The sequence below is a fragment of the Fictibacillus norfolkensis genome (genome assembly GCF_014836645.1).
In the GTDB taxonomy this organism is placed as follows: Bacteria; Bacillota; Bacilli; order Bacillales; family Fictibacillaceae; genus Fictibacillus; species Fictibacillus norfolkensis.
In genome coordinates this window covers 1-20,641 of record NZ_JACSQM010000007.1, presented here as the reverse complement: position 1 = coordinate 20,641, position 20,641 = coordinate 1, and the positions used below count along the sequence as shown (strand labels likewise).

At 39.5% G+C, this 20,641-nt stretch carries 21 protein-coding genes and 3 tRNA genes; 2 read left to right on the top strand and 22 right to left on the bottom strand.

Annotated features, from left to right (window positions below):
* Positions 1-137: 137 nt before the first annotated feature.
* The 14 genes from H9648_RS15155 to H9648_RS15090 form a co-directional block, all read right to left on the bottom strand.
* On the bottom strand, positions 138-2,594 hold the full coding sequence (locus H9648_RS15155) for a YhgE/Pip domain-containing protein (protein WP_191754637.1): 2,457 nt from the start codon (positions 2,592-2,594) through the stop codon (positions 138-140).
* A 190-nt stretch (positions 2,595-2,784) separates the two neighbouring features.
* On the bottom strand, positions 2,785-4,953 hold the full coding sequence (locus H9648_RS15150) for an ATP-dependent helicase (protein WP_225218924.1): 2,169 nt from the start codon (positions 4,951-4,953) through the stop codon (positions 2,785-2,787).
* A gap of 429 nt (positions 4,954-5,382) precedes the next feature.
* A complete protein-coding gene (locus H9648_RS15145) occupies positions 5,383-5,847 on the bottom strand; it encodes a hypothetical protein (RefSeq protein ID WP_191754635.1) in 465 nt (154 codons plus the stop codon).
* A gap of 30 nt (positions 5,848-5,877) precedes the next feature.
* Positions 5,878-6,444, bottom strand: a complete 567-nt coding sequence (locus H9648_RS15140) for a nucleotidyl transferase AbiEii/AbiGii toxin family protein (RefSeq protein ID WP_191754634.1) — start codon at positions 6,442-6,444, stop codon at positions 5,878-5,880.
* 147 nt (positions 6,445-6,591) lie between these two features.
* Positions 6,592-9,390 carry a phage tail tape measure protein gene (locus H9648_RS15135; protein WP_191754633.1) on the bottom strand — a complete coding sequence of 933 codons (2,799 nt, stop codon included), beginning with the start codon at positions 9,388-9,390 and terminating at the stop codon, positions 6,592-6,594.
* Between the two features lie 61 nt (positions 9,391-9,451).
* Positions 9,452-9,679: a hypothetical protein gene (locus H9648_RS15130; RefSeq protein WP_191754632.1), complete on the bottom strand. Its 228-nt coding sequence runs from the start codon at positions 9,677-9,679 to the stop codon at positions 9,452-9,454.
* On the bottom strand, positions 9,669-10,379 hold the full coding sequence (locus H9648_RS15125; protein WP_191754631.1) for a hypothetical protein: 711 nt from the start codon (positions 10,377-10,379) through the stop codon (positions 9,669-9,671). Before H9648_RS15125 ends, H9648_RS15130 begins: the two co-directional genes overlap by 11 nt.
* Before the next feature lie 3 nt (positions 10,380-10,382).
* Entirely contained in the window at positions 10,383-11,198 is an 816-nt protein-coding gene (locus H9648_RS15120) for a hypothetical protein (protein WP_191754630.1), read from the bottom strand.
* A 188-nt stretch (positions 11,199-11,386) separates the two neighbouring features.
* Positions 11,387-11,788: a cysteine-rich VLP protein gene (locus H9648_RS15115; protein ID WP_191754629.1), complete on the bottom strand. Its 402-nt coding sequence runs from the start codon at positions 11,786-11,788 to the stop codon at positions 11,387-11,389.
* A gap of 15 nt (positions 11,789-11,803) precedes the next feature.
* Positions 11,804-12,034, bottom strand: a complete 231-nt coding sequence (locus H9648_RS15110; RefSeq protein ID WP_191754628.1) for a helix-turn-helix domain-containing protein — start codon at positions 12,032-12,034, stop codon at positions 11,804-11,806.
* Positions 12,035-12,267: 233 nt separating this feature from the next.
* On the bottom strand, positions 12,268-12,777 hold the full coding sequence (locus H9648_RS15105; protein ID WP_191754627.1) for a hypothetical protein: 510 nt from the start codon (positions 12,775-12,777) through the stop codon (positions 12,268-12,270).
* Between the two features lie 260 nt (positions 12,778-13,037).
* Positions 13,038-13,514, bottom strand: a complete 477-nt coding sequence (locus H9648_RS15100) for a helix-turn-helix domain-containing protein (protein ID WP_191754626.1) — start codon at positions 13,512-13,514, stop codon at positions 13,038-13,040.
* Positions 13,515-14,203: 689 nt separating this feature from the next.
* Complete coding sequence (locus H9648_RS15095; RefSeq protein ID WP_191754625.1) at positions 14,204-14,512, bottom strand: hypothetical protein; 309 nt, start codon at positions 14,510-14,512, stop codon at positions 14,204-14,206.
* Positions 14,513-14,872: a hypothetical protein gene (locus H9648_RS15090; RefSeq protein WP_191754624.1), complete on the bottom strand. Its 360-nt coding sequence runs from the start codon at positions 14,870-14,872 to the stop codon at positions 14,513-14,515.
* 145 nt (positions 14,873-15,017) lie between these two features.
* Between H9648_RS15090 and H9648_RS15085 the strand changes: the two genes are divergently transcribed.
* Entirely contained in the window at positions 15,018-15,233 is a 216-nt protein-coding gene (locus H9648_RS15085) for a helix-turn-helix domain-containing protein (protein WP_318243546.1), read from the top strand.
* A gap of 22 nt (positions 15,234-15,255) precedes the next feature.
* On the opposite strand, the gene H9648_RS15080 is transcribed toward H9648_RS15085, so the two are convergent.
* Positions 15,256-16,068: a DUF6414 family protein gene (locus H9648_RS15080; protein ID WP_191754622.1), complete on the bottom strand. Its 813-nt coding sequence runs from the start codon at positions 16,066-16,068 to the stop codon at positions 15,256-15,258.
* A gap of 247 nt (positions 16,069-16,315) precedes the next feature.
* Positions 16,316-16,585 carry a hypothetical protein gene (locus tag H9648_RS15075; protein WP_191754621.1) on the bottom strand — a complete coding sequence of 90 codons (270 nt, stop codon included), beginning with the start codon at positions 16,583-16,585 and terminating at the stop codon, positions 16,316-16,318.
* A gap of 395 nt (positions 16,586-16,980) precedes the next feature.
* Between H9648_RS15075 and H9648_RS15070 the strand changes: the two genes are divergently transcribed.
* Positions 16,981-17,532 carry a recombinase family protein gene (locus H9648_RS15070; protein ID WP_191754620.1) on the top strand — a complete coding sequence of 184 codons (552 nt, stop codon included), beginning with the start codon at positions 16,981-16,983 and terminating at the stop codon, positions 17,530-17,532.
* Between the two features lie 594 nt (positions 17,533-18,126).
* Here H9648_RS15070 and H9648_RS20900 read toward each other — a convergent pair.
* From H9648_RS20900 to H9648_RS15045, 6 genes are all read right to left on the bottom strand, one after another.
* On the bottom strand, positions 18,127-18,258 hold the full coding sequence (locus tag H9648_RS20900) for a hypothetical protein (RefSeq protein ID WP_263600343.1): 132 nt from the start codon (positions 18,256-18,258) through the stop codon (positions 18,127-18,129).
* A gap of 24 nt (positions 18,259-18,282) precedes the next feature.
* Positions 18,283-19,092: a hypothetical protein gene (locus H9648_RS15065; protein ID WP_191754619.1), complete on the bottom strand. Its 810-nt coding sequence runs from the start codon at positions 19,090-19,092 to the stop codon at positions 18,283-18,285.
* 154 nt (positions 19,093-19,246) lie between these two features.
* Complete coding sequence (locus H9648_RS15060) at positions 19,247-20,218, bottom strand: tyrosine-type recombinase/integrase (protein ID WP_191754618.1); 972 nt, start codon at positions 20,216-20,218, stop codon at positions 19,247-19,249.
* A 147-nt stretch (positions 20,219-20,365) separates the two neighbouring features.
* A tRNA-Leu gene (locus tag H9648_RS15055) sits at positions 20,366-20,450 on the bottom strand.
* A 27-nt stretch (positions 20,451-20,477) separates the two neighbouring features.
* Positions 20,478-20,552: transfer RNA gene (locus tag H9648_RS15050), tRNA-Cys, on the bottom strand.
* A 12-nt stretch (positions 20,553-20,564) separates the two neighbouring features.
* A tRNA-Gly gene (locus tag H9648_RS15045) sits at positions 20,565-20,639 on the bottom strand.
* Between the last annotated feature and the right edge of the window lie 2 nt (positions 20,640-20,641).

Below are 20,641 nucleotides of genomic sequence, written 5' to 3'. Positions count from 1 at the left end.
GACTGTGGCACGCCGGTCCCTATACATCAGAGAAATAACCTCCTTTACACCTACATATTCAGTGTACAAGAAGAAGATTCAAAAAAAGTTCCCGGCTAAGTGTGCCAGGAACCTTTTATAACACTATGAAATTATTATCAGCCAGCTAAATCTAGATTCTTCGGTACACTTTTTGTTTTTGAAAACATATAGACTGCGATCGACAATAAACTAAAACTTAATAAATAGATGAACAATACACCCATATTTGAAAAAGCAGAACTTGTGCTATCTAATGAGATCAATGCTTTAAATCCTGCTATTGAATACGTGAACGGCAAGAATTCACTTAATGCACGCAGGTTCTCTGGCAGCATATCGATCGGCAAGTTAGCACCCGTCGTTGAAAGCTGTAAGATCACTAAAGCGAACGCAATGAAACGTCCGATGTTTCCTAACGACGCAAACAATAATACAATTCCTGTGAATACTAAACTTACAAAAACCGCAAAAGCTATAAAGCCAAGTGGGTTTCCAGTCTTCACATTTAAGACAAGTAAAACGACCGTGGAAAGAAGTAATGCCTGCACAACAGCAAGTGCACCTAGGTTCATGAATTTAGCACCGAACCAAGAGAACGCTGAAATTCCTTCTGGCTTCTTAAAGTTGATGAACATAGACATGATTAAGATACCCACAAACAACGCTAGTGAAAGGACATAAGGAGCTGTTGAATCACGATAGAGTGGATATTTATTAACCGTTTCACTCTTCAACTCAACAGGGGAAGAAAACATGCTCAAATTCTTATCATTGGCCGCTTTAATCGCTCCTGTTTTCTCAGCACCATCCTTAAGGCCTGATGATAGCTCGTTACTTCCATCATTTAATTTCCCTGCACCATCATTTAATTTTGTAACACCTTCCGTTAAGTCGCCCCAGCCCTTTTCAACTGTTGCATTTCCATCACTAACTTGTGACATACCAGCGTTAATCTTTGTCGCACCTGAAGTCAGATCACGCCATCCTTTTTCAACAGAAGAGTTACCAGCTGATACTTGAGTTGCGCCATCATTAAGCTGTGATGCTCCATTCGTAAGAGATGTCCAACCTGTGTTCACCGATTGGTTTCCTGCGGCAATTTGCGAAGTTCCTGCGTGCAGCTCTCCTACTTTACCTACCATCGTGTTCCAGCCACTCTCAATAGACGCGGTCCCTTGTTGAAGCAGAGGTACCTTTTGACTTAGTGTCGCAACACCGTTATCCACTGATGTTTGGCCAGCCACTAGCTGATTTACCCCATCAGCCACAGATTTCGGATTAGGTACTGTATTTGCGGTGAAAGCTCCTGCGATTTTTGCCGCTCCTTGACTTAGTGCCTGGAGCTTTTGTGTTTTTGCAGGATCAGTAGCAGCTTTCGTAATAGCTTGGCTCTTACCATAGATTGTCATGAAAGCTGGATCGTTTGCAAGCCCAGGATTTTGCTCTAAGTAGGCCTTTAGATCACTTGATAATCCTTGCAGACCCGCACCTAGATTTGCAGATTCTTCTGCCACTTGAGTAACGCCTTGTGAGATCTGTTGTGTTCCAGGAGCAATTTCATTCTTTATCGCACTTTGAACACCTTTTAGTCCCGTTAAGATCCCCGTTGTTCCTGCTTTTAATTGAGGTATGTTCTCCCCGAGCTGTTTTGCTCCCGCTGCAAGATCTTTTACCCCTGATTGTTTATCTTTTAAATTTTGTAATAAAAGTCCTGTTCCTTCATTGGCTGCAGCTGAACCTGCCGCGAGCTTCGAAATGTCACCCGACTTAGATTGAAGGGACGAAAGCAATTCCTTCGTACCATCACTTAGTTGCGATGAACCGTTTGCCAGTTTACTAATATCCGGTTGTTTTGCTGAAAGAGAGCTTGCCATTTGTCCGACACCATTTTGCAATTCTTTTGCACCACTCGCCAGCTTCGAAATATCAGCCGCTTTATTTGTAAGCGATTGCAAAAGTGTATTTGTTCCATCACGAAGATCAGTCATCCCCGTATTTAATTTTGCAGATCCATCTGCAGCTGATTGAAATCCTTCAGATACATCACCGAGACTGGCAAACATATTGTTCGCATACTTCTCTGTAATTTTATCTCCTAGTTTTTCTCTTAGCTTTTCAGTAGCACTTCTTGTCACTTGTGCTGCCATGAAGTTTAATCCTTCGTTTTGAATATACGTAAGTTGAAGTTTCTCTGGATTATCGCTTAAAACGGTTGTTACTCTTTGTGAGAAATCCTCAGGAATCTCGATAACCATGTAATATTCCAGACTATCAAGGCCTTCTTGAGCCTCGTCAGCACTTACAAATTCCCAACCGAGATCTTTTCCTTTCTTTAAATCTGCGACTAGATCTTTTCCTACATTGATCGGTTCATCGTCCGATAATGCACCCTTGTCCTTGTTGACTACAGCAACAGGCAAGTTCGACAAGTTGTCATACGGTCCCCATTTTGGTGATAGAAGTATACCACCATAGACGACAGGTACGAGCAACGCAGCAATGACTGAAATCAGCAGACCCTTTTTACCTGCCAACTTCGCCATTTCTGCCATAAACAAACGAAAAGCGTTCATCCCTTTACCCCCGTTCTCCCCAAAAATAAATACATTCTGTAAAAATGAACAGGTATTCACTTCTACTAGAATGTATTATTCGGAAGAGACAGGAATAAATCCTTCTTATTTATCAGAAAATTGTAAAATATTAAATAATAATAAGGTAGTAAGTCCTGTTATAATATAAGATTGGATTTTGAATTGTTGATTACGTTTTTACCAATGGCTCCAATAGTCCCATCTCTAAACAGGCGCTGATTGATAACTTCTTTTCCTTTGATTGAAATTTTAATGTAATAAATTCTCCGCTGATCTCAGTAATTTCTCCTGTTCCAAACACACGATGAGTAACCGCTAGACCAACATGTAATTCTTCTTTCTTACTAATGCTATTCGGATTGTAAGGAACTCCATTTATCTTCTTTACATTCTTTTTTACTACTGGTTCAGATTTCATCATTCTTGTCGGATCTAATATGTTTTTTACATCCGTAACAAACACAGACTCCTCAACTTTTTTCCCATCGCGATAAGGATACGTAACTAAGGTTAATTGTTTCTTGGCACGAGTCATTCCTACATAAAATAAACGAGCTGCTTCTTCTAACAATAGATGGTCCGTGCGATCTTCTTTAGATGGTATGATTCCATCTACTACATCAATCATATACACCTTCTCAAATTCGAGCCCTTTCGCACTATGAAAGGTAGAAAGTGTTATGGCTTCATGCCCCTTCTTCTTTTTAGCTGTCTTCAAAACAACTTCAAGATGCTTTAATCGTTCCGCAAAATCCTGAAGGCTCTCAAGATCTGTTGCAATCTCTTCTAGTGTATTTAAGATACCCACTAAATAATCCATTCGAAAACCAAGGCTCTTACTGATCTTTTCTATGGCCTTATCGTATCCTAAACCATCTCTGATCACCCGTATAGCTTGAAGAGGCTTCATATCTTTCATTTCTTTGAACGTCTCTTTACTAGTCTTCAGAAGTTTAACTTGATACTCCTGTAATTTCACATGTTTCAACAGATTATCAAACACAGACTCGTTATTGTTCAATCGTCTTAAAGCTTGCATCTGTTGTTTCGTAATATACCCGTTGAATTTCAAATGAATTTTTTCTAGAATGTCTGGCCTCTTGTCCGTAAAGGCCATACGCATAAAATTCAATATATCTTGAACTACCCAATGTGAAAAGAAACGATTATCAGCATCTTTCATATAAAAAGGAATTCCAGCACGATCAAAATCATTCATCAAACCAATGGATGACGAATTATTGCGATATAAGATGGCAATTTCTTTTAGATGAACGGTGTCATCCAGTTCATGGACCAAGTATTTTGATTGTTCCTTAAAATTCACGAGATGTTTTACTTCGATCGGTTGATGCGAAGGATTTTGAGTGAACATATTTTTTTCATATCTATTTTTGTTTCTTTTAATAAACGAATTAGCAACTTTAACAACTTCCTCAGATGAGCGATAGTTCTGCTCCATAAACATAATAGAAGCATCACTGTACTTTTCCTTATATTTAAGTAAATAGGAAGGCTCAGCACCTCTCCAGCTATAGATCGATTGGTCATCATCGGCCACAACACACAAATTTCGATGAGTAGAAACCATTTTTTCTATAATAGAATGCTGCACAAGCGACGTATCCTGGCTTTCATCGGTTAAGAAATAGTCGTAGCGGTTTTGATAATGACTTAGCACCTTCTTATCCTTTTCTAATATGTCGTTACTCATCGTGAGCATATCATCAAAGTCTAACAATACATGATGCGAATCAGAACGCTTGAGTTCTTCATATTGTTTAAATATCTCTTCAGCCTGCGGAACATCACAAGAAACCTCTGCCCAGCGTTCGTTAGGTATCATCTTGTTTTTAATGTAACTGATATAAGTGGTCAGCTCATCCATTTGATCCTCGGTTATGTTCTCCCCTACAACAGACTTAAATAAATGCCTCAGCATAAGTTTTTTATTGTATTGAAAGTTACCTGCCGATCCTGCTCTTTCATCTGAATCGTGATCACCTTCTATAATTGTAAAAGGGATTCCTAATTTTCTATAATGATTCCTGACTACCTCAAAAGCAAAGCTATGAATCGTCGAAAAGTCGACAGAAGGAAGTTCAGGATAAAATCTTGTGAAACGCTCTTTCATATCATTAGCTGACGCCTTACTGAATGTAACGGCCTTTATCCGAGAAGGATGAATCCCTTTTTCCATAATCAAATAACCGATTCTCATAATGACTGTGGTTGTTTTCCCAGATCCAGGTGAAGCAAGTAATAGAAGGGGTCCTTCTGTCTTTATAACAGCATTCTTTTGAACATCATTTAAAGTGATGCCTAGATCATTTTTCATTTTAGTGAAGAAATCTCCCATTAATCAGTACCCTTTCGTTATCTAAATATGATTATGCTTAATTGAAGTATAAAGTTTAAAAGCAAATAAAAAAACTCCCCACAAAGGTGAGAAGTCTTAAGTTTAAGTTAAGTAAAATGGTACCGGTGGTCGGGGTCGAACCGACACTCCAGAAGGAACACGATTTTGAGTCGTGCTTACGATATAAATACCGCTACCCTAGCGTGTAGAGAGCGAGATATCAACGCTTGTCCAACTTACGGTTTCAGCCTTCGTATTATCACCACGTACGATTCCCGAAAAACAGCGTTTTCGTTATTATACCGTTGTCACCTTTTTTACGCAACAGTATGTTAGTTAGCGGACAGTTTTATCGACGAGTTTCTATTATATTAAAAGAAAAAAAACAATCCCTATTAGAGATTGTTTTTAACCAATTAATTGCGCTAAATTTAAGTTCGCCTTAATTCTATTACGATATTCTTTTTTTTCAGGTGTATCTTTTAGACGATAGCAACTTGTCATTGTATTAAATAATTTAGACATCTCTGCTGATATGTCATATTTTTCGTAATCTACATCAACGTTCATACCTCTAAAATAACGATTATATAGTTTACTTATGAAATTTTCCGATTGTCGATTATCTTTTTTTAATCTTTCCAAAGCTTTCGCAAATTCATATTTATATATAATTAAATCTTTATCAGTCTTAATTTTTTCTTCGAATTTAACCGCAAATTCATTATCGCTATATACATAGAACATAAATACATTTCTAACACGCCTATTCTGTTTAGACAAATCAACCAATTTTTCAAAAGATAAATTATTATAGCCAGATAAATGCTTAGTCCATTCAATTGCAATCGTATGAAATTCAGACTGTTCCATTCTTCTCACTCCTAATAATTTATATAATCATTATAACACTATTTGTTCTTTTTTAAACTCATCTCTAAGTCTTAATAACATATCAAGATCAGGCAAAAAGCCTAAACCACCTAAGTAATTAGGGAGATATTCATCATACCTTTTTCTTACGATTTCAATATCTGCTTCGTCAAGTATATTCGTATGTATAAGATCACGCTCATCTTCTGGACGTGAGGAAAATATCTTAGATAAAGCTAAATCTTCTTTAGAAGTCACAGATACTTCAATATTCTCAAAAGGAGCATTTATAGGTACAGCTCGTGAAATCACTTCTTTTAAGTAAGGATATTGTATAATCGCGTTGTTAGGAACTACGCTGTGATTCTTTAAAATTTCTTTTATGTTCCCTTTGTTTAAGTCTATATTACCTAAAAGAATAATGTCAATATCACTCGTCATCCTAGAGTTATTATACAACAATAATGCAGTCCCACCAAAGATAATGAACCCGAGTTTTTCTTGTACAACCTCATTACTTTCACCAATTTCATAATCTAAGCTTATTAATCTATCTAATACATCTTCGATCGTTTCTAATATTCCCATGTTACTCATAAAAAGGATCCCCTTGTAAAACATATAGGTGATTATTTAAAATATTCCTCATATCACAATATGTTCTATATTTAGTTAAATTTTAACATCACCTTTTTATTATAACAATAGAAATTTCACAGTAAAAGACCCGGTCGATGACCGAGCCTAGAATTTATTTCCTTTATTACGGTAATCATTACTTGCTTGCGTAGCTTGAAACTGGTCTACTGCTGGCCATGTTGCCCGGGCTACCTCGTAAGAGTCGATAAACAACGGAATCTCTACCGGTTGTTTTGCGTTAGACGCAGCGTTAATAATTCTGGTAATGTCTTCCGCTGATAGTCCGTTATTTTCGCTTCTCACGTTAGGTACGTCTAACATACGGAAAAGACTCGATTGTTGCGCTTCAGTTAAAACCATTTCATTACGTAATAAACGGACATCGATTTCGTGATGTGACGGCGGTAACGACAATGCCGGGGATCCACCGCTATGGAATTTCGGTAATGGACCGCCCTGATGCCTGCTAGTATCCACACCGATACTACGAGCTGCCCGTTCAGATTGCGTAATCAGACGCTTGATTTCCGTTATGTTTACCGTTTTGTTAATCGACTTTGATAACACGTCATTTAAACGTTGTGCTAACGCAATTCCATCGGCTACCCTCGAGTTAACACCGGACTGAGCGCCAGTTATTCGGTTAACAGCGTCCTTTGCAGCGTTTAATTTACCTATTTCACGGTCGATTGTCGCGATTGCTTCTCGGTACTCCGAATTATTCTTGTCTTTTGCGCTAGTCGATTCGTCCAATTTACGCTTTTGTTCCATCAACTTAGCGATTTCGTTGTCAACTAAACGAATACCGTTGCCTTTTTTGTTGTTGATTCCGACTTGTTGTAACTCGATGTTAACGAGCTTTTGGTTAATCGTATCTAACTTTTTAATTTCTTTATCAGATTCAGCCAAACTTTCACGCTGTTTCTCAATTTTCCCTTGTTCTTTAGCAATACGCTCCTTGGATAACTGCAGGTCATCTTTTGCGTTTAATACGATGGTTTGCTGAAGGTCGATTTCCTTCTGAGCATAGAGATTCTTATTCGCTTTCATATCCGCTAAAATCGTTTCTTGTTCTGCAAGGAAAACTTCCTGTGTCTTACGAGTCTCGACTAACTCTTTTTGTCTTTCTATCGCTCTATTCATTCGATTCAGCGCGGATTCACGATCGCTCATTAAATCGTTTAACTTCGCTTCAGCTTTAATTTTCTGTTCGTTAAGTTCCGTCCGCATCCCGTTAAGCTGTTCATCAGACAATTTTTTTGCAGCATCTGCATTTTTAAGAAGTATATTACCCTGATCTGTTAATACCTTGTTTGAATCCGGCACTTTCTTAATAATGTCGTCGTTAGCTTTCACGAGGTTCTGCATTTCTTGTGCTGACAAACCGGACTTCTCGCTTAGTTTCGCTTGCTCGTCTTTTAAACGTGTAATAGCCGCAGGATCGGCGGTTTGATTAAGTTCCGTAGTAATATCCAGGAAACGTTGCATCTCATCACTAGATAATCGGTTTTTAGCCGACAACGTTTCAAACGCGGTAATTGATTCATTCAACGCGTCGTTATTCTGTTTCATTGCGTTATAGTTTTCGAGTGACACCTCGGTATGTCTTTCATGTGCGTCTGAAGCCGCAACTGCTATACCCGCAAGCGCCGATAAGCCTAATATGATATACCCCGCCGGTCCGAGTGCTAACGATAAAGCACGTAAAGACATACCGAGTTTTACCGCTGTTGTTGCGAGTAGTGCGACTCCGGCCGCCGCTCCTGTAGCACGAAGTCCTGACGATAATAGTGCCGGATCCATTTCGTTTAAGACACCGAGTACATCCGTCCCGAATTCGGTTAACTGGCGGAATGTAGGCAACATTTCATTTCCTACAGCGATACCTAATCCTTCCGCCGCTGACTGGAATTCTTTGAAACTACCCATTAACGTATCCATCTGAACTTTTGCAACTCGTTCCGCTACGCCCCCGGAATTCTCAAGTTCTTTCGTAAAGTCCTGAATCGTACTTTGACCGTTTTCTAAAAGAACAAGTAAACCGGACGCTGCTTCCGTACCTACTAATTGGGCGGCAGTTGACGTCTTTTGTGCGTCCGTCATTCCGTCCATCTTGGACGCAATATGTCCGATAAGTTCCGGTAAAGGCTTCATCTTTCCGTCTGCGGTGGTAACTTCAATACCTAGTCGTTCAATCGCTTTTGCTCCGGCCCCGACCGGATTCGCAAGTGCAAGCATCGCCGCACGTAAAGCTGTACCTGCTTCGCTTCCCTTAATTCCCGCGTTTGATAGTAAACCGATACTGGACGCTTTTTCTTCGAGGCTAATTCCCAACGTTTTCGCAACTGGTGCAACGTATTTCATAGCTTCACCTAGGTCCGGGATACTACTATTCGATTGGTTGGCAGTTTGGGCCAATACATCTACGACACGAGCCGCTTCAGCCGCTTCTAAACCGAATCCAGAAAGTACCGATCCTGTTATTTCGGCTGCAGTCGCCATATTTACTTGAGCTGCGGCCGCAAGGTTTAAAACACCTGGCATAGAATCGATAATTTGATTCGTATCAAATCCTGCAGTCGCTAAATTGTACATTGCGTCAGATGCTTCGGAGGCACTGAACTGTGTCGTCCGGCCAAGCTCCTCGGCAGTTTTTGTTAGAGATTGAAACTCCTCTTCAGATGCGTTCGTTACAGCTTTTACTTTCGCTATAGATTGTTCAAAATTAGCTGCGACGGCTACGGACGCCCCAAGACCGGCAACGACCGCCGACCCCATAGCTAAAGCTCCGATTTGAATTCCGGTCATAGATTTTTTTGTGTCTACCGCTGCCCTCGACATTCCGGCCATATCACGCTTAATTTGCGCTTGTTTTATTGACCATTCACGCGTATCTATACTCATGCGGGCCTTAATTTCCCCAATTGTGCTCACATTTTCACTCCCCTAATAAAGAAGACGCCCTCTAATGGGACGCCTGGTTGTTTTGTATTGCTGTTAATAATTCGGGTATCTGATCAAGGTAATTCGTAAACTTACCAAAAGTCTGAATAACTAAAATCGTTTCCTCTAAATATTTCTCAAAACCGATCTCTTGAATATGTTCCTTTAGCTTATTGTTCGCCGCGATTTCAACAAGATTCGTAAAAATTCCGAAGGCATACCCTAATTCATATGAAGAGTTATTTTCCATTTGCGGCACCCGCCTTTTCACGTTTGTTTTTACGGTCGTTTACTTCGTTCTCATTAACGATTTCACCGCTTAACAACCACTCTTCGTACCAAAACGGTACTTTCTTTTCGGAAAACACTCTTCTGATTTCGTCTTCCATCGGTAAGATCGGTGCGTGATTACCTTGACTATTACCCTTCATTGCATCAACTTCCGGTAGTCGCAAACCGTTCATGTTTTCTTTTGAACTATCAATGTGATTACGAGACAATCCTTTGAATTCACCTACAACATTATTAGTTTGCGTCTTAATTTCCTCGGCTTCTAATAACTTTTGGATATACAAACCTCTTAATGACTTAACTTCATCAAGTTTCTGCTGCAGTTGTGAACTTTGTTTACTAACGAATTCCTCCGTTTCTTTATGAGCTTCGTCACGGAACTTAGCTAGACGGTCCGGTTTATGCTGCTCTAACGCGTACAGTTTCACATTTAGCTCTGAAATACGATCCTCGATCGGTCCGATCTTGTTACGTAACTCACTTACTTTCAAATCGCTATTATCGCTTGCATTACCTAACGCTTCGTTTTTAATTTCTACGTTAATTTGATTAATCAGGTCTAACTTTTGCTCTAGTAAACTTTTTAACTCATCGTTTAGTTTTACAGACTCCATAACCACCTCATTTATGGCTACCTGGAATGCGTTTAATTTTTTCATCGATTAGTTCCCCCAATTTGTATTAATGTTTTGGTATGCAGTTTGATATCGTGCTTCTTCCGCAAGTTCCGGATCTACGAAATCAGCTGGTTTATGTTCGATGTTCTCCTCAATAGCGAAAAACTCTTCCGGTTTGTTAAGGTAAAACCCGACTTCGTTCCCGAACGCATCGTTAGCCGCCTGTTCTGCGATAAATCCTCCGAACATACCACCGTTTAGATACGCTTCAGCCATTTCTTTAACCTCACGCGCCTCTTTTACTTCATCTGAAGCGAAATCGTTCTGTAACGACTGATACTGATCGAATAATCGCGCTTTAAATACCGGAGCTTGTGGTCCGGCTGCAGATACGATAGAGCCGATGATTTCCGTAAAGTCCTGCGAAACTAACTCAGCGTAATAAGAATCCGTTACTTTTTCCGAAATGAACTCTTTTAAGCGCTTTTCCGCCTGGTCCGGACGGTTTGAAAGTAAAATCTCCATCTTTACGTTACGGAAATTACGTGTAAAAGCGTCGATTTCGTCCTGGGCCGGCTTTTTCAACTTCGCTTTTAACGCTTTCTCAGCAACTTTAATCGCTTTTATTAAGTTAGCATCGTGCTGTTGCTTACGATTTAAAAGTTTCGCTAAAAAATCCGCACCCTTTTTTCCCTTCACTTCTTTTTCTTTTGCGATTCTACCGTCACGTGTTAAATGCTTATCTCCTCGAATCGCAGAAACCATATTCCGCATTTCTACTTGTTCTGAACGCAAAAAAGCAGTAGATCCATTACGAATTCCTACCGCAAGATTTAGATATTCTTTTGCTGACTTTTTCATTTAATACTCTCCTTTTTAAATCATACTCATTTCTTTAACTTCCATTAAGAACTTGTAGTTCACTGGCATAACAAACACCTCCATACGCTTTTAAAAGCGCAGTTTTAAGGGTTTGAATACAAACACCTTACACCTTCCATTTTTGCATAAATGAAACGCCCGTAACCCGCAGTACAATAGTCTTTTGATTAACCTAAATGCGTACGTTTATGCGTGTTTACATAGCGTCGTTCTTGTTGGCGTTTTTTCTCTTTTGTTTTACGGACCTCACCGCGACATTCACCGCAATATTTTTGCCGGTTAGATGTTCGTTCGATTGGTCGGCTACACTCTTCGCATAAATCCGTAGATTTCTTTTCGGTCGGAATATTAAAAAGGTCACGATATTCCGATTCGAGTTTATGGTCGCCTGGTAACACCGCCTTAATAAAGTACGGACACACATTACCGATGCCTTCCGATTCGTAAAAAAGGATACATCGGTTACCGCAGGTTACGTAACAGCCTTCGTTGCCGGTGAAATTGGCACATTCGGCTTTTGCCAGTCTTTTCGCTTTCGATTTTACCGAATCTAACTTACGTTGATTCATTTCCTATTCCTCCGATTATTCTTTAACTTTATAACGTTCGTGAATTTCTAGTAACTCCGCTAATGTTTCGGGAGTTAACATGAATTCAATAATTAACCGTCGTTTAATTGCCTCAGTAAGTCGCCGTTTATCGCGTTCAATCCGATTAACCTGCGCAACTGAAATTCCGAGCAACTTACCGTAATAAGCTTGTGGTAAGCGATGAACCTCGCGGATTTTCCGAAAGACATCCGGTGTTATGTCCACCAACAACACCTCCTTTAATCTGGTAAAATCTATTACCATTAAGATAAATAAAATAGACGCCCCAAACCGTTCTGAAACGATTTGAAACGTCTTATAATCCTCTGCCACCAAGCCAAAGGAACGCCCTTTTAAAGATACTTATAACGGAATTACGCCTGTTAGATGAAGATGACCGTCTTAAACGGAAGGCTACCGTTATTTGCTTCTTCTCATATATACCTTTTTGTCGCCATTTAAAATTCATCTTTTGAATTACCGTGATAGTTAACAACTTTTTTAGAAGTTTTTCGATTACCCATTCCATACAATTCATTTTTTGCCTCAATATAGTTCATAAGACTTACTCCAGAAGGCCTTTCAAACTTCCATCCGACCTTAATCATTGCGTATTCTTGTACCCAAAATGGGTGATCCAGCCACCATAAGTAGTAATCCATAAGTGTCTCTTTCTTCTCCTTCTTCTCGGGATTCAGAAGAAATTCATTTGCCCTTTGTTCTCTTTTTTGTAAAGTTTTAATACTAGTTTTACATCCATCAGAACAAGTTTTCCTTGTATTTCTTAAACTATTATCTTTCCACCAATATCCACAATAATCGCACCTTTTTACTCGATTATCTTGATTATCATGAAGTTCACCTTTTAAAAGCTGCGTAGTTACTTTTAAAGCATCATTCCTATTCATATTTTTAATAAAATGCTTTGCAAATTCGATAGCACCTAAACCTGGTTCATTGTAAGACACTCGGTCCTCCATTCTTAGCACGGTAGCCAGTCTTATTTGTTTTCTCTTCTTCGAATAATCCTTCTATTTATTCTTTTCTTACGCGTGAATGTATTTATAAGAGATACGTAACGTGTCCTTTTGAAAAAAGGGCGCGTAATCTTTTGTTGGTATGTTTAACTTGGTATATTTACGTTGGTATGTTTAGGTATACCTTAGAGGTAACAATGGAAACACTCCTCTAATGCCCTTTTCGAGATGTACCTCTAATGCTCGTTTCGTTAATAAATCGCTAAATTCGGTGTAACCTTTCTACCGTCTTCATCTACCAAATAACCGTCTTCACTTACACACGGACAAAAAGAGGGAAAGTACCATTTACCGTTCCATACCGTTTTCTGCCGAACCAGTCCGTTAGTTTCCAAAATGTCTACCAACGATTTAATCCGTTTCTCAGCGATCCCCAGGTCCCCTGCTATTTTGTCACGCGAAGGAAAACTCGCACCGAATCGTTCACTTTGCGTACCATCTGCTCTCGTGTGAACACCGTCTACATACGAAAGTAAATAAAAATACAGCGTTACAATGTCCCGGATCTGTGGACGTCTTTGTTTTCTTACGTGTTTCTCGTTGAATTCACGAATTATTCGTGGAAACACTTTTCGCATAAGATCGAGATTATACATTTCGTAATTATGGCCAGTTAATAACGCCTCCTTGTCGTTAGGTAATTGTTTGTACTGCTTTAACTCGTTCATCCGAACCCTCTCCTTTTAGTTTTTATATCAACGTAGTTCAATGACCACGAAAATACCTTATACTTTTCTATATCTCTGAAACTCGAAAGTCGCGCACCTTGAAAAGTACTCTTCCTTACATCAACCGTTTGTAACTCTAAACAAGCGCACACGAGAACCGACGCATGAGAACTTAAAATAGCGCAAGCCATTCATGTAATACCTTGCAGTTGTAAGGATTTCCGCGCTTTATTTAGCGTACTTATCACGTAATTTGATACAAAAAAATTTTTTCGACAAAAAAAACACCGCATCTCCTCGTTATAAATCGTCTGAGGCGTAAGAGATACGATGGCTTACCGGTATAGTTCGTTATAAATCGTCTGTAGGCGCAAGCTATACCGGTAAAGGTCGGCGAACCGTGCCCATTTGTTACGTATTACATAAAACCACCCCCTTTCCGAATTTGAACCCGCTTGGAAATCCCATTCAGCGAAGCCAACCGTTAAGTTTGCCGACTTAACTTCTCGCTAGGCTGCCATGTCCTGTTTTAAGTCCGGTACTCATACGCCCTTGCCCGATGTTTTGAGCGTACGAATTATTCACGGACGCAGGTTACCGTTTACTTAACCGATCTGATCGTAATTAATAAAGACCCCGCTAGAAACGCAATACATACGAATTGTAAGCTGAAATTGACGGTAAACATCCTATATCACCGATAAGTTAATTTCTTCGTCATTATGGGTTAGCTCACATAAGAACTCGAAGGCCGTTTTGTTCTTGAATTTAACCATTAACTCTACGATTTTAGGAACAAGGTCCATGCCGGTATACTCACCGATAACCATCGAACCTGCTGACTGGCGATAAACAGTCGCACACTCCGTTTTAGTTACGTGGACCATCATAATCCATTTGTTATCCTTAAAAACCGCGTACTCTTCAGCGATTAAGTAACCGCTGTGACTTTCGTATTCATTAGCGCCCATATTGTAGAGAATTTCGATACCTTTCATCTACTTCGCCTCCAATAAATTAAAATTAATTTGCGTATCAATTCGGTCGTACATCACGTTTGTTAATAGCGACCAACCATCGATATTCTGCAGCTTACGCGCAAAGTTAACGGCTTTCTTTTTCGTTAGTTCTTTACGAAAATTCTCAGCGATGATAATACCGGATGACTTAGCGATCACTACGCCTTCTCTTGGTTCCGATTCGATTTTCGTAAGAAATACGGTACCGCCTAACGTTTGCCACATCGCATAACTACCGACTTTCAAACCGTCCGCTTCGTCATAACCGTCTTCCTTACCGAGATCAAATACGATGAATACACGATGTGCACATAAAGGACCGTTTACTAGTTCGAACATATTTACAACCTCCTTGACCACATAACGTAGTCACTTGATTAATCTTAGTATATTACCGACTACATATTTTAGTCAACTACTTTTTGTAGTCAAAGAACGAAATTTTAATTATAATTGAATCAGGAGGTGAAGTTACTTGAAAATAGTGAAGTCTAACTTAAAGAAATTATTGGATGACAGAGGAATTTCAATAAGGAGATTTTCTGAAGACACCGGGCTACAATTTGAGACATTAAGAAGAATGTATAACGACGATACAAAGCAATATAACAAGCTAATGATCGCAAAAGTTTGTGAGGAATTAGAGGTAGAAATATCAGAATTACTAGTTCTAGAAAATACAAAAGCGCCTCCGAAATAAGGAGCGCTTCTTTTTGTATATTCTATTCTTGATATATAGCTATAGGCATTATTTCTATAGCAGGACCTTTTAATTCAAATGAATTTTCATTAATCTCACCAACATCAAATGAAATATCTTCATTTTTAAAGTTTGGAATAAATGTCATTAACTGTTCCTTTTTCATTCTTAATTTACCTGGAAGTAGTTTAATTAAATCTATTTTCTCATGAGGTTTATAAATTCTTCTTATCTTACCCATTACTGTAAAATCACCCTCAAGTTCATACCTATCTTCCAAGAAGTATTCTGTCTCAAGTGATGTAAAGAACTTAAAATCCCCTTCAATATACGGATTAACTATCATTGTAACTTTTTTAAGGTTTAATAATTTAGTTGCTAATTCTAAATTTGCATTTTCCTCTGCAGTTGCAGCAAACTCAAAATGTCCTTTAAATTGTTCAGTAAAATCCATTACACTTGATAATAATAGTTCAGCAGGCGATTGTTTAAATTCCCCGTCCACTTCAACAAATTCTCCAACTTCTAACTGTTTCCATATATCGTCATCAAAACCGGATAGTTTTTGGATTTTGTTTGCTTCATTTAGAATAGTATACAGATCTACGAATAAAGATGGTGTAGATTTCACAACATTCCCTTCTTTTTCCTTCCTACCGACTCCTTGACTTTGATACTTAGCAATAATTTTTCCTAAATTTGCTTCAATTCCTTTATCTTTTGAATTCTCCTGTTCTGTGACTAATGTATATTGTGTCATTAAATCACTCACCAACATACTTAAAAAACGCTCGGTTTTTATTTTATTGCACCAGTAAATATCAGGTAAGAACAATGTAACCATCTCCTCTTTACTTTTTAATAATAAATTCTACAAAATTTTACAAAAACCTTTAAATGGATATTTTTTCCTTAATTTATATTTTCTAAAGTTACATATGTACCTGCATTTTTATCGTTACGAGGTCATACGCTGAGTGCATAGGGCGTCGCACAGAACCAGCGTAAACCTTAACTAAAACGATATAAGTAACAAAAAAGACCATCCATATTCGGAGGGTCTTCGCTATTTCCCATATAAATCACGCGGATTTATTACGTTTGTTTTCTTGTAACGTTTGTCTGGCGAAATCCATTAACGTGGCCAAGCCGATAAGTAACGATCCTGCAAACAGCGAGACTAAAATCGTAAAAATACCGATTAACACTTTTAACGGATGATCTTCGCCATATTCACTATTCGTTAAACTTCCGGTTGTTGGATCAACTCCTAGACTTACGCATACCCATAACCCAAACATCGTTCCTAGTATAGCTATTGACCAACCGACTTTACTGATCCAATCTTCCACATTACGCACCCCTATTCATAATTACTAAAATTTACCACACGGTATAATTCGTTGATAATATTCTTAAACCTCCGTGAGTTTAAAAAATTGTAGCGAAATTTTTTTAGAGGCGATGACTTACCGTAAAACATTTGTTTGGGTAAAACGTTACAAATGTAACATCAAAGTATTTTTTCATCGCGCGGGTCTCACATCCAGCAAGCGTAGGGGAAAATAGGTACCCCATGGGGGTGTGTACCCCTCCCGTTCCAAAAACGATTATAAATGAAACGATATTTCAAACGAACTATTATCAACGGTTAACCCAATCAATAACGTTTCAATAAATAGTTTCTAATCAACGTTGCATTAACCTTACCTTTTTGATACGATAAAAGAAAACGGAGTTGATACGAATGAAGATCGGTTATGCTCGAGTCAGTACACAAGACCAGAACCTAGACGTACAACTAGACGCACTACATAAGGCCGGATGTGAACGTATCTATACGGAGAAGGCTAGCGGTAAGCGTGACGATAGACCGGAGCTAACACGTTGTCTTGACTCTTTGCGTAAGGGTGATACGTTAGTTATCTATAAACTCGATAGACTCGGCCGTTCCACATTTAAGCTACTCGAACTAACGAAGGGCTTCGAGGATGCCGGCATAGACCTCGTATCTATACGGGATGGCATCGACACTACAACGCCGGTAGGACGTTTCTTCTTTCGTACTATGGCATCTATTGCCGAATTAGAACGGGACATTATCGTGGAACGTACTCAAGCCGGTTTACAAGCCGCTAGATCCCGTGGACGTGTAGGAGGACGACCACCAGTACCGAAGAAGGACGTAGAACGTGCGATTAAACTCTACGAATCAAACGAATACACTGTCGCTGAAATAACTGAATTAACCGGTGTTACTAAAGCTACGTTATACCGATCGCTGAAGGCTGCCGAATAGGGCGGTCTTTTTTCGTGCTTTCGAAAGTTTTCAGGCGGTCATCCTTCCGAGCCGTGCAGTAAGTGTTCTAACCCCCGTGAGTTTTCGAATGGCTTCCGCTCCAGGCGTCTCGTGTTGGTGAAATACTTCATATAAGTAACGTAGTGTTACACTCGTAACGAATCGCTAATCCCTTGCGGCTCTAAGCGTTAACCGTTTATGACCAGGTACTAATACGATGTTACACACTACATCTCATCGAAAAGTTTTCGGTAGGCTGTCCGTTTGGACCTCGCTGTTGGTGAAATGTCCGATAGAGTCCAGTGAAATCTATACGGTTATCCCGTTAAAAACATAGGCGTATCAACAGTTCCAATCGAAATTTCCCGTTAGACTCGCATCGGACACTCGGTGCTGTTTAAATGCAAGGTTTTGCACTACGTAAACCACCCGATAAATGGCGGTGCTAAAGTCTTTACGACGTATTTACGCTATTGTGCAGCGGACTACTTTTCGTTATTTTTCCTTTTATTGTTACGTTCCTTTTCCAGCATTTCAATTATGTACGGAATCAATACTTTTACTGCGTTTTCAAGTGCTTGTTTTGACGGTTTTTTACGATCCATTCTTCTTATCCGATACGTTGTTATTCATTTTCTTTTTCTTAGCGATACGGATTAATCCAAGCATTATAGAATCGATAGCTTTCCGTATGGCATCCGATGACGGTCCGTTTGTTTTACGCATCGTTAACACCTCCTAATAAGAAGGTTAACCAACGTTTTTACGTGTTAATCTCGCTAGATAATCGTTAGTTTCACGTGTTGTTGCGTCTATTCCAAATTCCATGTCGTATAGCTCATCGTAATACATTTCGTCCAATTTAGCGTTTACTACTCCGTAAAAGTATCCGATTGGTTTCTTACGTATAGCTCCCGACTTCAACTTACCGATCGTTTGCTTAAATGCCGTTATAGCCACGTTTAATAAAGCGCTAGTGTCATACGCCTTTTGATTCGCTATTAATGTCATGCGCCAGTAGTCTTCTATTGTCTTAGCATTGTCCCAAAAACAGCGCACAACTTTAATAAACGGTTGTGGAACCGATTCACTTACGTATGTATGATTTAAGTCGTGCTTACGTATTACTTTAGTTTTAGATATTAAGGTTTCTTCTAGTTCAAAACCCTTATCGTCCTTACTCTCGCTTGGAGTTTCTGACTCAACACGCCTGGACATTTCCGACTGGTCAATCGATTTAATCACGCAGATATCGTATCCTCTACCACCCTGTTTTCTTAACGTAGGTATTCGATTAATCACGTTAAGATCATCGAGTAACTTTAACGCCCTTCTTACCGTTTTCTCCGACTTATCGATCGCTTTAGCCAACGTAGCAACCTTCAGCCATGAAACGCCCAATACTACGCAACTGTATCGTGATAGAGTTTTAAGTATGGTAACAGCCGTTTTGGTCAATGATGACGCATTTAAATAGAGATGCTGCCGAACAGCTTCGTTTAAGTCTGCGAGCGTGTTAAAGGATTGGTACTCGCGGTAGTTTTCAAACGTCCATTCCAAAGAAGATCCCTCCGAATATGACGAAAGAAAAAGCGATATCCCCCTTCTTTAAATCACTTGAAACCTTAATTGATTCCATGTAAAATAAAGACAAGTTCTTTATATGTTGGAGGAGGTCGGTGTTTCCCGCACCGGCTTTTTCTATGTCTATTTTTTATTTAAGGTTTGTTAACGGTGAAAAGCTTTTATGCTTGTCCCTTACTTCCGTGCTATAAAGATTCACATAGGTGCGAACCATCTCCATTGTGGTATGACCGAGTATTTGCTGAAGCTCGAATATACCAGCTCCGTTTTGAACGCTTAATTTAGCGAATGTGTGGCGTAAAGTGTGACACGAACATCTAACGTTATCTATAGATGCTTCACGACCATAAAACGTAATTCTCGCCTGTAACTGGCGCTTAGTTAACGGTGTATTGTCTATCGTTATGAAAAGCGCATCTGTCTCGATAACTCCCCGTATTGCGATGTACTTCTTAAACTGATCTTTCATCCTCGCCTGGAACGGTACTAATCGCTCTCGATGTCCTTTTGCATTTCGTATTAATAACTGAGAATCATCCCACCGTATATCTCCTAGCGATAATCCAACGAGTTCATTTGCACGTATCCCTGTTTCGAGTAAAAGCATCATTATCGTTAAATCACGTACTCCAATGAACGTCTTCAAATTCGGTTGGCGAAATAGTTTCCTTATTTGATCGTTAGACAACGTAGCTATAATCGTTTTACGGTCTTTGAGTAACTTTATTTCCTTTATCGGATTGTTTGGTATATAACGTTCTTTGTGAAGGTAATTGAAGAAAGCACGAATCGCCCTTAACCTCGTATTAATCGAAACGGTCTTCGCTTGTTGCCGGTCCTTCATATAGCGAATAACGTTCTCTTTTACGTGTTCAGGCGTTATCTTTGCCGGCTGCGTATCGATATCTTGCGATTCGAGCAATCGCCGAAAAGTCGTCAATTCGTTGCGGTAATACTTGATTGTGTGGTCACGCAGATTACGGATCTCTCCGTCATCGATAAATAACTCGAGTAATTCGTCAAACTCGTATTTGTCTGATCGGATAGTTCCTCGTAACTGCGATAATTCTTTCGTGGATAATTCGTTACGACGTCTCGCCATAAATTCGCCTCCAAACGGATTGGACGCATCACCGCGCACGATTTAACGCACACGATTTTTTCGGGGAAATCAGACGCAATGAACAACGAAAAACGGCCCCTACCGAAGTAGAGACCGTTGATATCATCGTATTTAATAATCGTAAAATGGTACCGGTGGTCGGGGTCGAACCGACACTCCAGAAGGAACACGATTTTGAGTCGTGCGCGTCTGCCAATTCCGCCACACCGGCATTTGAATCTTTTTGAATTGGAATTTATGGAGGCGGCACCCGGATTCGAACCGGGGGATAAGGGTTTTGCAGACCCGTGCCTTACCACTTGGCTATGCCGCCAGAAAATAAAAATGGAGCGGAAGACGGGATTCGAACCCGCGACCCCAACCTTGGCAAGGTTGTATTCTACCACTGAACTACTTCCGCAA

Bases quoted from the DNA above. Each gene is read 5' to 3' on its own strand.
- H9648_RS15150 (WP_225218924.1), bottom strand. From the start codon at position 4,953: ATGAAAAATGATCTAGGCATCACTTTAAATGATGTTCAAAAGAATGCT.
- H9648_RS15135 (WP_191754633.1), bottom strand. From the start codon at position 9,390: ATGAGTATAGATACGCGTGAATGGTCAATAAAACAAGCGCAAATTAAG.
- H9648_RS15100 (WP_191754626.1), bottom strand. From the start codon at position 13,514: ATGAACGAGTTAAAGCAGTACAAACAATTACCTAACGACAAGGAGGCG.
- H9648_RS20900 (WP_263600343.1), bottom strand. From the start codon at position 18,258: ATGCGTAAAACAAACGGACCGTCATCGGATGCCATACGGAAAGCTATC.
- H9648_RS15120 (WP_191754630.1), bottom strand. From the start codon at position 11,198: ATGAAAAAGTCAGCAAAAGAATATCTAAATCTTGCGGTAGGAATTCGT.
- H9648_RS15090 (WP_191754624.1), bottom strand. From the start codon at position 14,872: ATGTTCGAACTAGTAAACGGTCCTTTATGTGCACATCGTGTATTCATC.
- H9648_RS15130 (WP_191754632.1), bottom strand. From the start codon at position 9,679: ATGGAAAATAACTCTTCATATGAATTAGGGTATGCCTTCGGAATTTTT.
- H9648_RS15145 (WP_191754635.1), bottom strand. From the start codon at position 5,847: ATGGAACAGTCTGAATTTCATACGATTGCAATTGAATGGACTAAGCAT.
- H9648_RS15070 (WP_191754620.1), top strand. From the start codon at position 16,981: ATGAAGATCGGTTATGCTCGAGTCAGTACACAAGACCAGAACCTAGAC.
- H9648_RS15060 (WP_191754618.1), bottom strand. From the start codon at position 20,218: ATGGCGAGACGTCGTAACGAATTATCCACGAAAGAATTATCGCAGTTA.
- H9648_RS15095 (WP_191754625.1), bottom strand. From the start codon at position 14,512: ATGAAAGGTATCGAAATTCTCTACAATATGGGCGCTAATGAATACGAA.
- H9648_RS15125 (WP_191754631.1), bottom strand. From the start codon at position 10,379: ATGAAAAAATTAAACGCATTCCAGGTAGCCATAAATGAGGTGGTTATG.
- H9648_RS15140 (WP_191754634.1), bottom strand. From the start codon at position 6,444: ATGAGTAACATGGGAATATTAGAAACGATCGAAGATGTATTAGATAGA.
- H9648_RS15115 (WP_191754629.1), bottom strand. From the start codon at position 11,788: ATGAATCAACGTAAGTTAGATTCGGTAAAATCGAAAGCGAAAAGACTG.
- H9648_RS15155 (WP_191754637.1), bottom strand. From the start codon at position 2,594: ATGAACGCTTTTCGTTTGTTTATGGCAGAAATGGCGAAGTTGGCAGGT.